Source organism: Silicimonas lutimaris (genome assembly GCF_047314965.1).
Classification (GTDB): domain Bacteria; phylum Pseudomonadota; class Alphaproteobacteria; order Rhodobacterales; family Rhodobacteraceae; genus JAVJUV01.
In genome coordinates, this window is record NZ_JBLBVK010000052.1 from 21,757 (window position 1) to 36,999 (window position 15,243).

Annotated in this window: 17 protein-coding genes and 4 tRNA genes; 9 read left to right on the forward strand and 12 right to left on the reverse strand. The window is 62.4% G+C overall.

Going from position 1 to position 15,243, the window contains the following annotated elements:
- Positions 1-41: 41 nt before the first annotated feature.
- From ACKLNI_RS13350 to ACKLNI_RS13360, 3 genes are all read right to left on the reverse strand, one after another.
- Positions 42-118 (reverse strand) — tRNA-Asp (locus tag ACKLNI_RS13350).
- A 160-nt stretch (positions 119-278) separates the two neighbouring features.
- Positions 279-355, reverse strand: a tRNA-Asp gene (locus tag ACKLNI_RS13355).
- 44 nt (positions 356-399) lie between these two features.
- Entirely contained in the window at positions 400-1,320 is a 921-nt protein-coding gene (locus ACKLNI_RS13360; protein WP_413719574.1) for a LysR family transcriptional regulator, read from the reverse strand.
- 88 nt (positions 1,321-1,408) lie between these two features.
- On the opposite strand from ACKLNI_RS13360, the gene ACKLNI_RS13365 reads away from it, so the two are divergent.
- Positions 1,409-2,026 carry a class I SAM-dependent methyltransferase gene (locus ACKLNI_RS13365; protein WP_413719575.1) on the forward strand — a complete coding sequence of 206 codons (618 nt, stop codon included), beginning with the start codon at positions 1,409-1,411 and terminating at the stop codon, positions 2,024-2,026.
- Positions 2,027-2,029: 3 nt separating this feature from the next.
- Here ACKLNI_RS13365 and ACKLNI_RS13370 read toward each other — a convergent pair whose 3' ends face one another.
- The 5 genes from ACKLNI_RS13370 to soxR form a co-directional block, all read right to left on the reverse strand.
- Positions 2,030-2,941: a pirin family protein gene (locus ACKLNI_RS13370; RefSeq protein ID WP_413719576.1), complete on the reverse strand. Its 912-nt coding sequence runs from the start codon at positions 2,939-2,941 to the stop codon at positions 2,030-2,032.
- Between the two features lie 48 nt (positions 2,942-2,989).
- Entirely contained in the window at positions 2,990-3,505 is a 516-nt protein-coding gene (locus ACKLNI_RS13375) for a GNAT family N-acetyltransferase (protein WP_413719577.1), read from the reverse strand.
- Between the two features lie 3 nt (positions 3,506-3,508).
- Positions 3,509-4,450, reverse strand: coding sequence for a pirin family protein (locus ACKLNI_RS13380; RefSeq protein ID WP_413719578.1), 942 nt, complete (start codon positions 4,448-4,450; stop codon positions 3,509-3,511).
- Positions 4,451-4,561: 111 nt separating this feature from the next.
- Positions 4,562-4,637, reverse strand: a tRNA-Val gene (locus ACKLNI_RS13385).
- 43 nt (positions 4,638-4,680) lie between these two features.
- On the reverse strand, positions 4,681-5,151 hold the full coding sequence (soxR, locus tag ACKLNI_RS13390; protein ID WP_413719579.1) for a redox-sensitive transcriptional activator SoxR: 471 nt from the start codon (positions 5,149-5,151) through the stop codon (positions 4,681-4,683).
- An 89-nt stretch (positions 5,152-5,240) separates the two neighbouring features.
- On the opposite strand from soxR, the gene ACKLNI_RS13395 reads away from it, so the two are divergent.
- Positions 5,241-5,435, forward strand: a complete 195-nt coding sequence (locus ACKLNI_RS13395; RefSeq protein ID WP_413719580.1) for a hypothetical protein — start codon at positions 5,241-5,243, stop codon at positions 5,433-5,435.
- Positions 5,436-5,629: 194 nt separating this feature from the next.
- Here ACKLNI_RS13395 and ACKLNI_RS13400 read toward each other — a convergent pair.
- Positions 5,630-5,704, reverse strand: a tRNA-Val gene (locus tag ACKLNI_RS13400).
- Positions 5,705-5,926: 222 nt separating this feature from the next.
- Here ACKLNI_RS13400 and ACKLNI_RS13405 point away from each other — a divergent pair.
- On the forward strand, positions 5,927-6,115 hold the full coding sequence (locus tag ACKLNI_RS13405; RefSeq protein WP_413719581.1) for a hypothetical protein: 189 nt from the start codon (positions 5,927-5,929) through the stop codon (positions 6,113-6,115).
- A 140-nt stretch (positions 6,116-6,255) separates the two neighbouring features.
- Here ACKLNI_RS13405 and lon read toward each other — a convergent pair whose 3' ends face one another.
- A complete protein-coding gene (gene lon / locus ACKLNI_RS13410; RefSeq protein ID WP_413719582.1) occupies positions 6,256-8,667 on the reverse strand; it encodes an endopeptidase La in 2,412 nt (803 codons plus the stop codon).
- A gap of 346 nt (positions 8,668-9,013) precedes the next feature.
- Between lon and ACKLNI_RS13415 the strand changes: the two genes are divergently transcribed.
- The 3 genes from ACKLNI_RS13415 to ACKLNI_RS13425 are packed head-to-tail and all read left to right on the forward strand — an operon-like array spanning position 9,014 to position 10,891.
- Positions 9,014-9,523 (forward strand): hypothetical protein, encoded by a 510-nt coding sequence (locus ACKLNI_RS13415; RefSeq protein WP_413719583.1) that lies wholly within the window; start codon positions 9,014-9,016, stop codon positions 9,521-9,523.
- Positions 9,524-9,528: 5 nt separating this feature from the next.
- Entirely contained in the window at positions 9,529-9,999 is a 471-nt protein-coding gene (locus ACKLNI_RS13420) for a hypothetical protein (protein WP_413719584.1), read from the forward strand.
- A gap of 1 nt (position 10,000) precedes the next feature.
- Entirely contained in the window at positions 10,001-10,891 is an 891-nt protein-coding gene (locus tag ACKLNI_RS13425) for a hypothetical protein (RefSeq protein ID WP_413719585.1), read from the forward strand.
- Here ACKLNI_RS13425 and tgt read toward each other — a convergent pair.
- The gene (gene tgt, locus ACKLNI_RS13430; protein ID WP_413719586.1) at positions 10,888-12,018 is read right to left on the reverse strand and encodes a tRNA guanosine(34) transglycosylase Tgt; all 1,131 of its coding nucleotides are present in this window, start codon (positions 12,016-12,018) and stop codon (positions 10,888-10,890) included. The two genes, ACKLNI_RS13425 and tgt, sit on opposite strands and share 4 nt — an antisense overlap.
- A 183-nt stretch (positions 12,019-12,201) precedes the next feature.
- Between tgt and ACKLNI_RS13435 the strand changes: the two genes are divergently transcribed.
- Positions 12,202-12,567, forward strand: coding sequence for an SUF system Fe-S cluster assembly protein (locus ACKLNI_RS13435; protein WP_413719587.1), 366 nt, complete (start codon positions 12,202-12,204; stop codon positions 12,565-12,567).
- 15 nt (positions 12,568-12,582) lie between these two features.
- Here ACKLNI_RS13435 and ACKLNI_RS13440 read toward each other — a convergent pair whose 3' ends face one another.
- Positions 12,583-14,274: a pilus assembly protein TadG-related protein gene (locus ACKLNI_RS13440; protein WP_413719588.1), complete on the reverse strand. Its 1,692-nt coding sequence runs from the start codon at positions 14,272-14,274 to the stop codon at positions 12,583-12,585.
- A 282-nt stretch (positions 14,275-14,556) separates the two neighbouring features.
- Here ACKLNI_RS13440 and ACKLNI_RS13445 point away from each other — a divergent pair, with 282 nt between their 5' ends.
- Entirely contained in the window at positions 14,557-14,943 is a 387-nt protein-coding gene (locus tag ACKLNI_RS13445; RefSeq protein WP_413719589.1) for a HesB/IscA family protein, read from the forward strand.
- A 1-nt stretch (position 14,944) separates the two neighbouring features.
- The gene (locus ACKLNI_RS13450; protein WP_413719590.1) at positions 14,945-15,241 is read left to right on the forward strand and encodes a hypothetical protein; all 297 of its coding nucleotides are present in this window, start codon (positions 14,945-14,947) and stop codon (positions 15,239-15,241) included.
- Positions 15,242-15,243 lie beyond the last annotated feature (2 nt).

Here is a 15,243-nt window from a genome sequence, read left to right on the forward strand (position 1 = left end):
CCGATAGGGACCAGAGACGGCGGAATGTTCAAGAGAGGAAATGGCGCGGTTGACGGGGCTCGAACCCGCGACCCCCGGCGTGACAGGCCGGTACTCTAACCGACTGAGCTACAACCGCGCGATGGATTGTCACTTAAGCAAGCCCGCCCGCCCCGTCAATCTCGAAACATGCATTTCTTCCTGGATCAAATACGGCGGGGTTTGGGGCAGCGCCCTAATCGGCACGCAGTGCCAGAAGGAATGCGCCGAAGGCGCTCTGGTTTGCAGGATGGGGAAAGTGGCGCGGTTGACGGGGCTCGAACCCGCGACCCCCGGCGTGACAGGCCGGTACTCTAACCAACTGAGCTACAACCGCGCATCAGGTCGTGACGCGCCTTCTAGGGTTACGGCTCCGGGGCGTCAAGCGGATTTGGAAACTTTGGCCGCGGATTTCGCCTGACCCAGCACTTCAGCCAGCACGTCGAACACGATCCGCACCCGGCGGCTCGTCCTCAATTCGCTCGGAGCGACCAGCCAGACCGGGAACTCGAAGCTCAGCTTGTCGTGCAGCACCGGCACGACAAGATCGTCCTTCTCCCCCACCATGTTCCCGACGACCCCGATGCCGATACCCCGCCGCGCCAGTTCCCAATGAACGAGATGGCTCTCCGATCCCGCGACCAGATTGGCCGCCGTCACGGGTACCTGCCGCTTCTGCAGCGCGTCGATATAGACCCCGTCCGACCCGAACCCGATAAACGGCGCGTTCGCAAGGTCGCGCACCTCCCGGAACGGGCCATATTTTTCGATCAATCCCGGCGTGGCATAGAGACCGCCCTTCTGGTCCGGCATCCGGCGCGCGATCATCTCGGGGTCGGTCGGATCGGCATTTCTCACCGCGATATCCGCCTCCCGCCGCCGCAGGTCCGAGAGCGAATTCGTCGACACGATCTCCAGGACGATCCCCGGATGGGTTTCCCGCAAACGTTCCACCGCCTCAGGCAGCACATAGGCGGCATAGCCCTCGCTGGCCGTGACCTTCACCCGGCCCTCGACCGATTGCGATTGACCCGAGGCCACCAGAGACAGACGTGTCGCCGCCTCGCCCATCGCGCGCACATGCTCGGCAAGCGCTTCGCCCGTCGGCGTCAGGATCAGCGTCCGCCCAGAGCGCTCGAAGAGGGTCACGCCCAGTTCTTCCTCCAGCGCCGACACCTGCCGCCCCAGTGTCGGCTGCGTCAGCCCCAAAGCCCTCGCCGCAGCGGAAAGGGAGCCTTCCTCCACTGTCGCAAGGAAAGCCCGCACCTGGTTCCAATCGAAATTCACCGCAGCCCAATTCATGCATTTTCGTATAGCAGAACCACGAATTTCCGCAATTCTTCTACATCTCCGCATGTGAGATAAGCCGTCCATGCCAAGGAGACGCATCATGACAGACGCAGCATTCTGGGATCGCATCGCCCCCCGATACGCCCGCCAACCCATTTCGAACATGGACGCCTACGAGGCCACGCTGGCCCGTGTCAAAACCTACCTATCCGATAGCGACGCCGTGCTGGAGCTTGGATGCGGCACCGGATCGACCGCCCTTCTTCTGGCCCCTTTTGTGAAGGAATACGAGGGCACCGACATCTCCGGCGCCATGATCGACATCGCGCTTGAAAAGGCATGGAACCAGTCGGCGCCGAACGTGTCCTTCCGCAAGGCCGGTGTCTCCCCCTCCGAACATGCCGACCGGACACCCGGCACCGTACTCGCCTTCAACCTCCTCCATCTCGTGCCCGATGCCGAGGCAGCGATCGCCATGGTCCACGACCTTCTGCCCGAGGGCGGGATCTTCATCTCGAAAACCCCCTGCATCGGCGCGAAATGGTACTATCGCCCGCTCGTCAAGGCGATGCAGCTTGTCGGCAAGGCACCCTTCGTCCGCTTCCTCAAGGTCAGCGAACTCGACCACATGATGGTCGCCGCCGGGTTCGAGATCGTCGAGACCGGGCTTTTCCCGCCCTCGACGCCCTCGCGCTTCATCGTGGCGCGCAAACGATAGAGATCAGTGCGCGGGCTTGATGAACGTCCCGTTGTTCAGCTCGCGCACCGCCTGCATCAGCTCCTCCCGCGTGTTCATCACGATCGGCCCGTGCCAGGCCACCGGTTCCTGGATCGGCTGACCCGACACCAGAAGGAACCGCACGCCGTCATCGCCGGTTGTCACGGTGATCTCGTCACCGGTATCGAACCGCACAAGCGTCCGGTTCCCGCTCATGTCGCGGATGTTCAGCTCCTCGCCCGCGAATTCCTTTTCGATCCGCACCCCGACAGGGCGCGATGCATCGCGGAAACAGGCTTTGCCGGCAAAGACATAGGCGAAGGTGTTCGCGTAGGTATCGACCGGCAGAACCTTTCTCGTGTTGGGCGGAACCGACACGTCCAGATAAAGAGGATCGGCGGCAATCCCATCCACAGGCCCCCGCTTGCCCCAGAAGCTGCCGGTGATGATCCGCACCCGGGTGCCGTCGTCGTCGATGATCTCTTCCACGTCCTTGCCCGCGATATCCTGATAGCGCGGCGCGATCATCTTCTGGCTCGACGGAAGGTTCGCCCAAAGCTGGAACCCATGCATCTGCCCCTTCACGTTCCCGCGCGGCATCTCCTGGTGCAGGATGCCGGAGCCGGCCGTCATCCACTGCACGCTGCCAGGTCCAAGAAGCCCCTTGTTTCCCAGAGAGTCCGAATGCTCGACCACGCCCTCCAGCACATAGGTGATCGTCTCGATCCCCCGGTGCGGATGCCATGGGAAACCTCTTTGATACATCACCGGGTCGTCATTGCGAAAATCGTCCAGAAGCAGGAAGGGATCGCTCTCGGAGGGATCACCAAAGCCGAAAACGCGATGTAGATGCACGCCCGCACCTTCCATGGTGGGCTGGGCGACGCTTGTCGATTTCACAGGTCTGAAGGTCATTGTTCCATTCCTTCGTTGCTCATTGAGGCAGGCGCACAGCGCCGCCCGTCACATCTCGGTCAAAGCCGCCAAGCCGGCCAGATCGTCCCAATGCACGGGATAGGCCATCACCGGATTGCCGAACATCTCGTCTTCGAAAGCCGGGCCAAAGGCACCGCCCAGCCTCTTGTAAAACCCGATCGCGCGAGGGTTGGCTTCCGCCACCGTCAGGTGAAGCCGCACATAACCGGCCTCGCGAAGCTCCAGCGCTGTCCTTGCCATCAACGCGCGCCCGATACCCTGCCCCTCGACCGCAAGCAGGACATGCAGATTGTCCACATATGGTCCGCCGTTCTGGTCGGGCAAGGTCGCAGCCACGCCGACGACACGCCCCGCATCCACCGCCACCAGAACCAGCGCCCCATTCAGACGCGAAGGTGTCCAGAGCGCCGCCAGGTCGGCCTCCACAGCCCCCGACAGATACTCGGCAGGCAACACACCCTCGTAGGTCCGTCGCCAACTCTCCAGGATAACCGCCACGATCCCGGCCAGATCGGCCTCGGTCGCACGCCGAATCTCCGTCATCGTCTACCTTTCAGGCAGCGGAATGAATTCCCGGTCGTCCCCCGGCGGCAGCTGGAAGCGCGGATTGCTCTCCCAGTCGCCCCGCCTCCAGGCTTCCTTCGCCTCCTCGATCCGCTCTTTCGACGAGGCCACGAAGTTCCACCAGATATAGCGCGAACCTTCAAGCGTCTCGCCACCAAGCAGCATCACGCGCGCACCTCGCTCACCTGCGGTCATCGACACGCGGTCGCCCGGTCGGAACACCATCATGCGCCCGGCTTCGTGGGTCTCGCCCGCGATCTCGACCGATCCTTCCACGACATAGGCGCCGCGATCCTCATGGTCCTCCGGCAGAGGCAGCTTGGCTCCGGGCGCCAGAACCGCATCGGCATAGAACATCTCGGACGCTGTTGTCACCGGCGCGCGCTCACCCCACGCAGTTCCGAGGATCAGGCGTACTTCTTTCCCTTCTCCTTCCAGGAAGGGCAACGCATCCTGCCCCGCGTGCTGGAACTCCGGCGCGCGGTCCTCGTGGTCCTTGGGAAGCGCGACCCACGTCTGGATCCCGAAGAAAGGCATCGGCTCGCTGCGTGTCGCGTCGTCGATCCGCTCGGAATGGGTAATACCATGCCCCGCCACCATCCAGTTGACTGCGCCGGGCTCGATCCATGCGTCTGTTCCAAGACTGTCCCGGTGATGCATGCGTCCCCGGTAAAGGTAGCTGACCGTGGCCAGCCCGATGTGGGGATGCGGGCGCACATCCAGACCCTCGGTCGGAAGAAACTCCACCGGCCCCATCTGGTCGAAAAAGATGAACGGCCCGACCATCTGACGGCGCGGCGCCGGCAGGGCGCGGCGCACCTCGAACCCGCCAAGGTCTCGGGCGCGCGGAACAATCAACGTTTCGATCGCGTCCACGGAATCGCCGGTCGGGCAATCAGGATCAAGTGCAGGATTCCAGCTCATATCAACCTCATCTCTTTGTCTCTTCAGACATAGAGCGAAGCATGAGCGCACAAAACGCACACACAGAAACATGTCGTGTGCGTTTTTGTTACTCTGCGCAGGCGGAAAGTCTGGTGGGTGATGAGAGACTCGAACTCCCGACATCTTCGGTGTAAACGAAGCGCTCTACCAACTGAGCTAATCACCCGCCGGACCGGGGATGTAGCGGGTTGATCGGCGGGTTGCAAGCCTTAGTCGCTCTCCAATGCCACCCTTTCGTCATCCGCCCCGATCCAGCGCCGGGCTCCCGGCCCGTTTCGACCCAGCGCGTCTTCCGCATTGTAAAGCGGACAGTTCTCCAGCGACAGGCACCCGCACCCGATGCAATAGCCCATCTGGTCCCGCAGACGCTCCAGCATCTCGATCCGTTCATCGAGGAGTGCCTTCCAAGGGGCGGCTGCCTTCGCCCAGTCCGCCTTGCCCACGGCCCTCTCGCGCGGCAAGCGATCCAGCACCTCTTTCACCTCCGCGAGCGAAATGCCCGCCGACTGCGCCATTCGCGCAATGGCGATCCTCCGCAACTCACGGCGATCGTAGCGGCGATGGTTGGCCGGCGTCCGCCAGCTCTCGATCAGTCCTTCGGCCTCGTAGAAGTGAACGGTCGAGACCGGCACTCCTGCCCGCGCAGCCACCTCGCCCACCGAAAGGTCATTGGGTTTCATTGATCGGCACCCCCAAGAAATCTCTTGCCCTCAAGTTTACTTGAGGAAGTAGCGTGCCACCATGATTAACGAATCTCAAGGAGCACATCATGAGACAAAAGCGGATCGGGCTTGCCCAGCACATCCGACAGAAGTTTGCCGCGCGCTTGCACGCGAGCACGCCGCGCGACCGGTTTCCCGACGACATCGAAAACGAGATACTCTCGATAAGACACCGGCAGCAGATCGAGACTCTGGTCGCTGGACAAGCTGCGTCGTGCCGGCAGAGCTTGGAGCGCCCCTGACATAAGGCTACTTTACATGCGGTGGACAGCCACAAAAAAGGACTGGTCCAGCGCCCCGCGTCTTCCGCGGTCAGCCATCGGAAAAACCGCTCCGGCACGCCCGAAGACTTTGCGACGCCCCATGATCACAGGCACCGCTTCTCGTCGGATGTGGCGTCCTCCAGCAGGCGGTGCGTGGATCAGGACAGGAAAAGTGGTGGGTGATGAGGGATTTGAACCCCCGACATCTTCGATGTGAACGAAGCGCTCTACCACTGAGCTAATCACCCGATTTGGGGCGTCTTTAGCTCGTGTCTTGGAACGGTGCAAGACCCGCATTACCCTCTGATCTCCCCCGGAAAACTGCGTCCAAAAAATCACACTCGCCGCAAAAATCTGCCCCGAAGTTAGCAGAAGGCCTCGCGTGGCCTCAGGACGCGTGTGGCGCAGTTGACCTTTCAACCCATGCATGCTTTTGCTTATTTTGGCACTGAACTGAAAGGACTGCCAATATGCGTAAGACTGTTTTCACTCTCGCCGCCATCGCTGGCCTTTCGGCTAGCGCTGCTTTCGCCGGCGGAATGAGCGAGCCGGTGATGGAACCGGAAATCGTTGTCGAAGAGTCGACGGGTTCGTCGGGTGGGATCGTTCTCCCGCTGCTTCTTCTGGCACTTGTCGCAGCAATCGCTGCGGACTCGTGATTTAGCCCGGCAACTTGGTTGCCAGCTAGAAAAACGCGGCCTAACCGGCCGCGTTTTTTTGTTTCTGAAGCCAGGAACTGCCATAAGAAAAGGCGCGCCGCTCGGACGCGCCTTTTTTCGAGTTCGCCCGGGTCACACGATCAGTGTGCGACACGGCCCTCTGGATCGGCCCGCAACCGCTCTGCCCGCTCGACCGCAGCGGCCTCCTCGGCCGCTTCGTCCCATTCGATGGGTTCCGGCTCACGGACAAGCGCCATCTTGAGAACCTCCGACACATGGTTCACGGGAATGATCTCCAGACCCTCTTTAACATTGTCGGGGATCTCCGCGAGATCCTTGGCATTTTCCTCGGGGATGAGCACCGTCTTGATGCCGCCCCTCAGAGCCGCCAGAAGCTTCTCTTTCAGGCCACCGATCGGCATCGCATTCCCCCGGAGCGAGACCTCGCCGGTCATGGCGATGTCCTTGCGCACGGGGATCTGCGTCAGCACGGACACGATCGAGGTCACCATCGCCAGACCCGCAGACGGGCCATCCTTCGGCGTGGCGCCATCCGGCACGTGGACGTGGATGTCCATCGTGTCGAACTTCGGCGGTTTCACCCCGATCTTCGGCGCGATGCTGCGGACATAGGATGACGCAGCGTCGATCGACTCCTTCATCACGTCGCCCAGCTTGCCGGTGGTCTTCATACGGCCTTTGCCAGGCAGACGAAGCGCTTCGATCTGCAGCAAGTCGCCACCGACGCTGGTCCATGCAAGCCCGGTCACCACACCGATCTGATCTTCCTTCTCGGCCAGACCATAGCGGTACTTCTTGACCCCCAGGAACTCTTCAAGGTTCTCAGGCGTAACGGTGACCTTCGCGTCCTCTTTCTTGACGATCTTCGTCACCGCCTTCCGGGCCAGCTTGGCGATCTCACGCTCCAGGTTCCGCACCCCGGCCTCGCGGGTATACGTGCGGATGATCTCGGCCAGAGCGTCGTCGGTCAGTTCGAACTCCTTGGACTTCAGCCCGTGGTTCTTGACCTGCTTGTCGATCAGATGCTGCTTGGCGATCTCGCGCTTTTCATCCTCGGTATATCCGGCCAGCGAAATGATCTCCATCCGGTCCAGAAGCGGGCCCGGCATGTTGTAGGAGTTCGCCGTGGTCAGGAACATCACGTTCGAAAGGTCGTACTCGACCTCAAGATAGTGATCGACGAAAGTCGAGTTCTGCTCGGGATCAAGAACCTCGAGCATCGCCGACGCCGGGTCACCCCGGAAGTCCTGCCCCATCTTGTCGATCTCGTCGAGAAGGATGAGCGGGTTCGTCGTCTTCGCCTTCTTGAGCGCCTGGATGATCTTGCCGGGCATGGACCCGATATAGGTCCGGCGGTGGCCACGAATCTCGGACTCGTCACGCACGCCGCCAAGCGAGATGCGGATAAACTCGCGCCCCGTCGCCTTTGCGACCGATTTGCCCAGCGACGTCTTACCAACACCCGGAGGGCCGACGAGGCACAGGATCGGCCCCTTCAGCTTCTTCGAACGCTGCTGCACCGCAAGGTACTCGACGATCCGCTCTTTCACCTTCTCCAGGCCATAGTGGTCGTCGTCCAGGATCTTCTGCGCGCGGCTCAGGTCCTTCTTGACGCGGCTCTTCGTGCCCCACGGGATAGACAGCATCCAGTCGAGATAATTGCGCACGACAGTCGCTTCGGCCGACATCGGAGACATCGACTTCAGCTTCTTCAGCTCGCCCTCGGCCTTTTCCCGGGCCTCTTTCGAAAGCTTCGCGGCACTGATCTTCTCTTCCAGTTCGGCGATCTCGCCCGCGCCGTCCTCGCCGTCGCCCAGCTCCTTCTGAATGGCCTTCATCTGCTCATTCAGATAGTATTCCCGTTGGGTCCGCTCCATCTGCGACTTAACACGCGTCTTGATCTTCTTCTCGACCTGAAGAACGCTCATTTCGCCCTGCATCAGGCCATAGACGGCCTCCAGCCGCTCCGCGACCACGAGCATCTCCAGAAGCTTCTGCTTCTGAGCGACGTCCACGCCAAGATGACCGGAAACAAGGTCCGCCAGCTTCGCGGCTTCGCGGGTCTCGCTGACCTGGCTCAGGGCCTCTTCGGGAACATTCTTCTTGATCTTCGAATAGCGCTCGAATTCCTCCGCCACCGAGCGCACCAGCGCCTCGACGGAATCCTTGTCGCCCATCTCCTCCGCAAGAACCTCGGACTCTGCTTCGAAGAAGTCGTCGTTTTCGATGAACCGCGTGATCTTCACCCGGCTCTGACCCTCGACCAGCACCTTCACGGTGCCGTCAGGCAGCTTCAACAGCTGCAGCACGTTCGCCAGCACACCGACACGGAAGATTCCATCCGTGGTCGGTTCGTCGACCGCAGGGTCGATCTGGCTCGACAGCAGGATCTGCTTGTCGTCCTTCATCACCTCTTCCAGCGCGCGCACCGATTTCTCGCGCCCGACGAACAGCGGCACGATCATGTGCGGAAAGACAACGATGTCTCTCAGCGGAAGAACGGGATGGGAAATTGCGGTTTGCTCGTTCATTTATGTCCTCAAGTCTGCAAGAGGGTCTGGCCCCGACATCGGCAACCTTTGGCCCTCTCCTGATGATGGCCTCTATATGTGGTGCGGGCCCCTCCGGCTTCAACCACCCGGGCCTTCTGCCTCAAGTGTGCCTGTCTCCGCAGCCGGGAGCAAGCGGTCCCTTCTGTATTGGCCCAAATCACCGAAATATTCCGAAATCCGCTTGTTTAAGGCGAAGAACGGGAAACGGCGCATCCCTTCAAGCTGGACTGTTTCCTTTAACAAAAAATTAAGAATCACGCCGTATTTTCGCCAAAGATGCACTCTAGCGAGGGGCTTGGGGGCGCGGAAAGGATGACAACCGCGCATGGCTCTTGGCCTCGGTCGCAGGATATATCGCGAGAGACGGCGACTTCTTTTCGTCACCTCGCTGGCATTTCTTGCAGGATACATCTTCTATCTTCGCGCCGGACACGAGGTCTGGGGCCTGCCCGTTCCCGTCGTCACCGGGGCGATCTACGCCGGCGTCGTCGGACCCACCGCTCTCTTCTTCTGCCTAGTCCTGCCCTCGATCCGCTTCATGATCGAGGCCATCGCGGTATCGCGCCTGCTGTTCTCGATCTTCGTCTTCAGCGTGCCTGACATCGGCTACAGCATCCTGGCGTCACCGTTCCTGACCGCTTTCGTCGTGGTCACCGGTGGCATCGTCGTCAGCCGCGTGATCCACGGCCGCATCCAGAAGACCAGGACCAGGGCCTGGCGTGAAAAGCTCAACCTGGCCCGCCTTGTCACGCGTACCCCCGCGCGTCTGAGCGGCCGCGCCTGGCAGCACCGCTTCGTCGGCTGGATCGACGACACCCAACCCCTGCCCGCGTGACCGCCATGAGCTATGCCCGCTTCTTCACCTCGACCCGCCGCACGATGGCCGTCTCGCGCCCCCGTGGCCTCGAGCACGACCGCGCCATCTACGTGGCGGGCCTCATCGGGGCGCTTCTGAACCGGGCCGCGGAAACCGGCAGCTTCCGGGGCGCGATCCTCGTTCATCCCAACATGGTTCTGACCGCCCCGAGATTCGGAACCGACGAAGGCACCCGCCTCGACTACGGCCTTGGCGCCATCGCCACGGCCCGGGCGGCCAGCATCACGCTCGAGGGCACCGACGCACAGCGCCTCGGCTTTCTCGCATTCGCGCCGCTGCACAAGCAGGCCAACGGCTACGACCCCGACTGGCAATTCGACGACCCCGACGTCGCCATGACCGCCCGCTGCCGCATCATCGGGCTCGACCTCGACGTCGCCTGCATCGACGACCCGGACGGCGCGGCCACCCTCGCGCTGGACTTGCGCGACTGACGTGTTCCGCCGTCTCTACCGACAGCGCCGCCGCTTCGCGGTCGTGACCCTGCTCCTCACCGGCGGACTTCTGGTTTCGCTCGCCCAGGGCGCAGTGCCCAATGGAACCGACCTGCCGCTCGACAACTGGATCACCTGGGTCTCGGTCTTCCTTGCCAGCCTGATCGTCACTTTCGGCCTGATCTTGGTAACGACCTATGTCCTGCCCGCGCTGCGACATGCGCTTGAGGTCTTCACCCTGTCGATCCTGGCCTTCCCCGTCATCTCTTCGATCGCAACCGCGTTTGGCACCGATTTCGGGGCCAATTCCTGGCTCTTCTGGATTCTGACCTTCGTTGCCCTCGAGCACCTGATCTACGGTCGCTACTTCGACCGGCTGACTTTCGCGCTGCCCGAACGCCGCGTGCGCTTCCGCACACGCGCCGCGCCCCAGACGGTCTGGGCCGCCTGTGCGCCCCTCCCGGAGTTCAGCGCCCGGCACTTCTATCCGGGCACCCGTTTCGAGCCGCTCGAAGACGGCACCGTCCGCGCGATCTATCCCCTGAAGGGCGGTCAGACCTACCAGGTCGAATTGATCACACCCGAGCGCATCGAGGCCCCGCACTTCTTCATCGTCAGCTTCACACCCGCCGAGGCCTCCGCCGGCAGCGGCGGTCTCTCCGGCACCCAGCAGATCGAGATCACGCACCGCACCGACGGCGGCTCGGATGTCCTGATCACCGAGGCGCGCGACGCCGCGCCCCTTCGCCGCCACATGCAATTCTGGTTTGATGACGAGCTGGGCGACCGCGCCGACTGCATGGCCGCCCGCATCGAGGGGCGTCACGACTGGTCGATGTTCAAGCACCAGTTCCCAAAGCCCAGGGCCGCGGGCGCTTCCGTCCCGACCTAAAGCGGCGGAATATCTCCCTCGGCCCGGCCCGCATGGAACGCCGCCTCCCAGGCGTCGAACCTGCCAGCCGCAATCGCCTCCCGCATTCCCGCCATCAGGTCCTGGTAATACTGAAGATTGTGCCAGGTCAGCAGCATCCCCGAGATCATCTCTCCGGCCCGGAAGACATGGTGCAGATAGGCCCGCGAATACCCCCGGCACGCCGGACAGCCGCAGGCCTCGTCCAATGGCCTCGGATCGTCCGCATGACGCGCGTTCTTGATGTTCACCACCCCATGCCGGGTGAAGGCCTGCCCCGTCCGGCCAGACCGCGAGGGCAGCACGCAATCCATCATGTCGATCCCGCGCTTCACCGCGCCCACGATGTCATCGGGTTTGCCGACCCCCATCAGGTAGCGCGGCTTGTCCTCGGGCAGGAACCCCGGCGCATAGTCCAGTACGCCGAACATCGCCTCCTGCCCCTCGCCCACGGCCAGCCCGCCGACGGCATAGCCATCGAATCCGATCTCCTTCAGCGCCGAGGCCGATTCCTCCCGCAACTCCCGCGTCACGCCACCCTGCATGATCCCGAACAGCGCATGGCCCGGCCGGTCCCCGAACGCCTCCTTCGACCGGACCGCCCAGCGCATGGACAACCGCATCGCGCGCGCCACTTCCGCGTCATCGGCAGGCAGCGCCGGGCACTCGTCGAAACACATCACGATATCCGAGCCCAGCAGCCGCTGAATCTCCATCGACCGTTCCGGCGTCAGCAAGTGCTTGGAACCGTCGATATGCGACGAGAACCGCACCCCCTCCTCGGTGAGCTTCCGCAGACCCGCCAGGCTCATCACCTGGAACCCGCCCGAATCCGTCAGGATCGGCCGCTCCCAGTTCATGAAGCGGTGCAACCCGCCCAGCCGGTCGATCCGCTCGGCGGTCGGGCGGAGCATCAGGTGATAGGTGTTGCCGAGGAGTATGTCCGCTCCCGTCGCCCGCACGCTCTCGGGCAGCATCGCCTTCACCGTCCCCGCCGTGCCGACGGGCATGAAGGCCGGGGTCCGCACCTCGCCGCGCGGCGTGCGGATCACACCGGTGCGCGCGGCCCCGTCCACCGCACCCAGTTCGAATGAAAACCGTGTCGTCATGCCACGGCTCTTAATCCCTCGGCGCAAAAGGCACAAACCCCCTTCTTCCTGGGGCAAATACGGCAGGGGGGCGTGAGGGGACAGCGTCCCCCCACCCGGTCGGCGCGAAAAGCGCGGCGAAACCCCGCTTTACCTGCCCCCGGGCAATCCTTATATAATCAGTCAACAAATACGGATGACCCGATGACAGCCGAACCGTCAAACACGCTCGAAGGCACGCCCCTGATCAAGCCGTCCTCCACGGACCACCCACTCTACGACCAGGTCGTCGAGGCCTGCCGCAGCGTCTATGACCCCGAGATTCCGGTGAACATCTTCGACCTCGGCCTCGTCTACACGGTCGACATCACCGAGGACGGGGCGGTCACGATCATCATGACGCTGACCGCTCCGGGCTGCCCTGTGGCCGGCGAGATGCCCGGCTGGGTCGCCGAGGCGGTCGAACCCCTGCCGGGCGTGAAACAGGTGGATGTCGAACTGACCTGGGATCCCCCCTGGGGCATGGACATGATGTCCGACGAGGCGCGCCTCGAACTCGGCTTCATGTAAGGCGCCACAGGCGCCTTACTGGGTCAGTCTCAGCTTCGTGAGGTTGACGGCGATCGCTTCGAAGGCGGTCGCGATATCCAGACCATCCACGTCGAAATAGCGGCTGGCATCTCCCGCGCAATCGCTCAGCAGGGTCTCGCTCGACGAGGGGGCCTGGAAGGCGATCGTGTAGACCTCGATCCCGGAGGCACGTGCTTCGCCGCAGATGTTGCGCACGCGCGCGTCGGCCGTCTCGTAGCTTCCCGTATCGATCCGCGCGTTGGCATGCGCATTGTAAGCCGCCTGGTCCGGACGGAAATACATGTTGGGCACGTCCTCGGGGCGGAACCGCTCGTAGACTTCGTGGTAGTCCCACTGCACGGCATCGGCGGGAAGCGCACCCTCGGCAAGATAGGTGTCATCGTTGTTCGTCCCCGGCGATCCCGGAACATACCAACGGCGATTTGACGCTTCGTCCGGCATTTCGACGATGAAGCCGTTGAATTCATTGCCATTGGCCTGGGTTTCAGAATACCACACCCGGCTCGGACCCGACTTGAATGCGTCGGCAAGGTCGAGATGGTCGGTGTTCATGCCGTCGGTCATCAGCACGACGACCTTTTTCACGTCGGGATCGCCAAAGGCAAAGGGATGCCCGGCCATGTCGGAGGACAGCAGGTTGTCGTCCACCATGTCCTGCACGATGGGTGCGAAGCTGTTTTCAAGAAGGCCGACGCCCCAGTTCATGCCATAGTCGATCGAGGTCCAGCCACTGCCTTCGAGCGTGTCGATGAAGTCGTGAAGATCACGCTCGTCGTTCTGGTAAAGAAGCACCGTCTTGTACTCGTCCGAGCACCAGCTGGCCCGCGACGGGTATTGCGCATAGCGGGTCAGGTTGCGGCCGGACAGACCGGAAAACATCGCGCTGCCCTCGATCGCGCCGCCGGCAGCCAGGGCCGCAGTGCGGAAATCGTCATCGCGGAACCGTGCACAGCGGGTCGACGCGTTATGCGTGTTGTAGGTCGTGATCGCACCCGGGTGGAGGCGCGGGCTTTCAACCGTTGTCAGGGTATTGTCCCAGTTCAGACGGGCACGAAGCTCATCGTCGACATGAACCTGGTGGTTGTAGGGGACGACCGAAATGGCCACCCGTTCGGCGCCGAGACGATTGATCATCTCGGTGACAAAACCCTTGGCCGCCGGGCGCAGAGCTTCGATCTTGCCGTTGCTGCCCATTGAGCCGGACACGTCCAGCACCAGAACGACTTCGACCTTCTCCTGCCCCTCGGCCGCTTGTCCAGCGGCGACACCCGGAAGCGAGTTGATCCCCATGAGACCCATGAAAAGCGTGTCGAGCTGGAAATCCGCGCTTGCAGTCACCTTGCGGCTGTAGGCGCCCGTGATCTCCGGGTCGACGGTGACCATGGACGGATCGATTCCAGCCTTGGCGATATAGTCCAGCACCATCGCCTCCATTTCCGCTTCCGTTTCGGCCCCGCTCTCCAGGCTTCCTGCCGCCAGAACCGCGGTGTCCAGGGTATTCTGAAGCCGGACCCGTTCGTTTTCGTGACGCGCCATATCCACGGCAAGCCCGGTGACCATCAGGATCAGGATGAACATGAACAGGCTGAAGATGGTCAGCGAACCGTCTTCAGTGCGCGCAAAGTCGCGACGCTGAACCGGCGATTTTTTTCCGAAGGCGGATGAGGCAAACAAGGTGGGGGCCATGACACTCGTACCGATTGATTACGTAAACTACCAAAGGTTGTACCACACACAGCCACATTCTCGCCCGATTTCGCCTTTTTCCCCATAGATTGGCGACGCCCCGAACCCAATCGGATAGATGGCTCGGAATTGGAAAGCGGACATGGACAATGGAAAGGAAAATGTGGCGCGGCTGCGGCCGCAATTGCGTCTCAATTTGATTCGGAGCACGGTGCTCACGGGCAAAATGCCCCCCTTGAGCGATGCGCTTTCAGGACCTATCTTTGGGGCAAAGGAGTTCCCATGTTCGGCATACCCGGAAAACAGGCGGTCAGCATGACCCCGGCGGCAATTCGTCAGATCGCGAAGCTGATGGACAAGGAAGGCCACATGGGCCTGCGCATCGGCATCAAGAAGGGCGGCTGCGCGGGAATGGAGTATACCATGGATTACGCCGACCAGATCGACCCCGCCGACGAGGTGGTCGAACAGGACGGCGCACGGGTGATGATCGCACCGATGGCGCAGATGTTCCTTTTCGGAACCGAGATCGACTACGAAACCTCGCTTCTGGAATCCGGTTTCAAGTTCCGCAATCCCAATGTGGTCGATGCCTGCGGCTGCGGTGAATCGATCAAGTTCAAGGATGTGGAGGAACTGGCCGCCGAGCGTTCGGAAGACCAGGGTTGAGATGACCGGCGCTTTGATGGCGCTGGCGACGATTGTTCTCCTGATCTTGATGTCGGTCCGCGCAGACCGCGCTTTCGCGCACCGCGAGACCCTGCCCCTCTCCTTCGGCCCTTCCGGCGCGGGCGTCCGCGCACCGCGGCGCATGGCACTCGGCATGGCGCCGTTTCTCGCCCTCCTGATCCTGCCCGCCCTGATGCTCTTCGCTCCCCAGCCGGCCGAACCGCGCGTCGCTCTCGTCGGTATCGCCTTTCTCGCCGCGCACGCCTGGCACATCCGCATGTGCCGGCGCACCGAATGATG

Coding starts and splice junctions, on each gene's coding strand:
- ACKLNI_RS13360 (WP_413719574.1), bottom strand. CDS start 1,320: ATGAATTGGGCTGCGGTGAATTTCGATTGGAACCAGGTGCGGGCTTTC.
- ACKLNI_RS13365 (WP_413719575.1), top strand. CDS start 1,409: ATGACAGACGCAGCATTCTGGGATCGCATCGCCCCCCGATACGCCCGC.
- ACKLNI_RS13370 (WP_413719576.1), bottom strand. CDS start 2,941: ATGACCTTCAGACCTGTGAAATCGACAAGCGTCGCCCAGCCCACCATG.
- ACKLNI_RS13375 (WP_413719577.1), bottom strand. CDS start 3,505: ATGACGGAGATTCGGCGTGCGACCGAGGCCGATCTGGCCGGGATCGTG.
- ACKLNI_RS13380 (WP_413719578.1), bottom strand. CDS start 4,450: ATGAGCTGGAATCCTGCACTTGATCCTGATTGCCCGACCGGCGATTCC.
- soxR (WP_413719579.1), bottom strand. CDS start 5,151: ATGAAACCCAATGACCTTTCGGTGGGCGAGGTGGCTGCGCGGGCAGGA.
- ACKLNI_RS13395 (WP_413719580.1), top strand. CDS start 5,241: ATGAGACAAAAGCGGATCGGGCTTGCCCAGCACATCCGACAGAAGTTT.
- ACKLNI_RS13405 (WP_413719581.1), top strand. CDS start 5,927: ATGCGTAAGACTGTTTTCACTCTCGCCGCCATCGCTGGCCTTTCGGCT.
- lon (WP_413719582.1), bottom strand. CDS start 8,667: ATGAACGAGCAAACCGCAATTTCCCATCCCGTTCTTCCGCTGAGAGAC.
- ACKLNI_RS13415 (WP_413719583.1), top strand. CDS start 9,014: ATGGCTCTTGGCCTCGGTCGCAGGATATATCGCGAGAGACGGCGACTT.
- ACKLNI_RS13420 (WP_413719584.1), top strand. CDS start 9,529: ATGAGCTATGCCCGCTTCTTCACCTCGACCCGCCGCACGATGGCCGTC.
- tgt (WP_413719586.1), bottom strand. CDS start 12,018: ATGACGACACGGTTTTCATTCGAACTGGGTGCGGTGGACGGGGCCGCG.
- ACKLNI_RS13435 (WP_413719587.1), top strand. CDS start 12,202: ATGACAGCCGAACCGTCAAACACGCTCGAAGGCACGCCCCTGATCAAG.
- ACKLNI_RS13440 (WP_413719588.1), bottom strand. CDS start 14,274: ATGGCCCCCACCTTGTTTGCCTCATCCGCCTTCGGAAAAAAATCGCCG.
- ACKLNI_RS13445 (WP_413719589.1), top strand. CDS start 14,557: ATGTTCGGCATACCCGGAAAACAGGCGGTCAGCATGACCCCGGCGGCA.
- ACKLNI_RS13450 (WP_413719590.1), top strand. CDS start 14,945: ATGACCGGCGCTTTGATGGCGCTGGCGACGATTGTTCTCCTGATCTTG.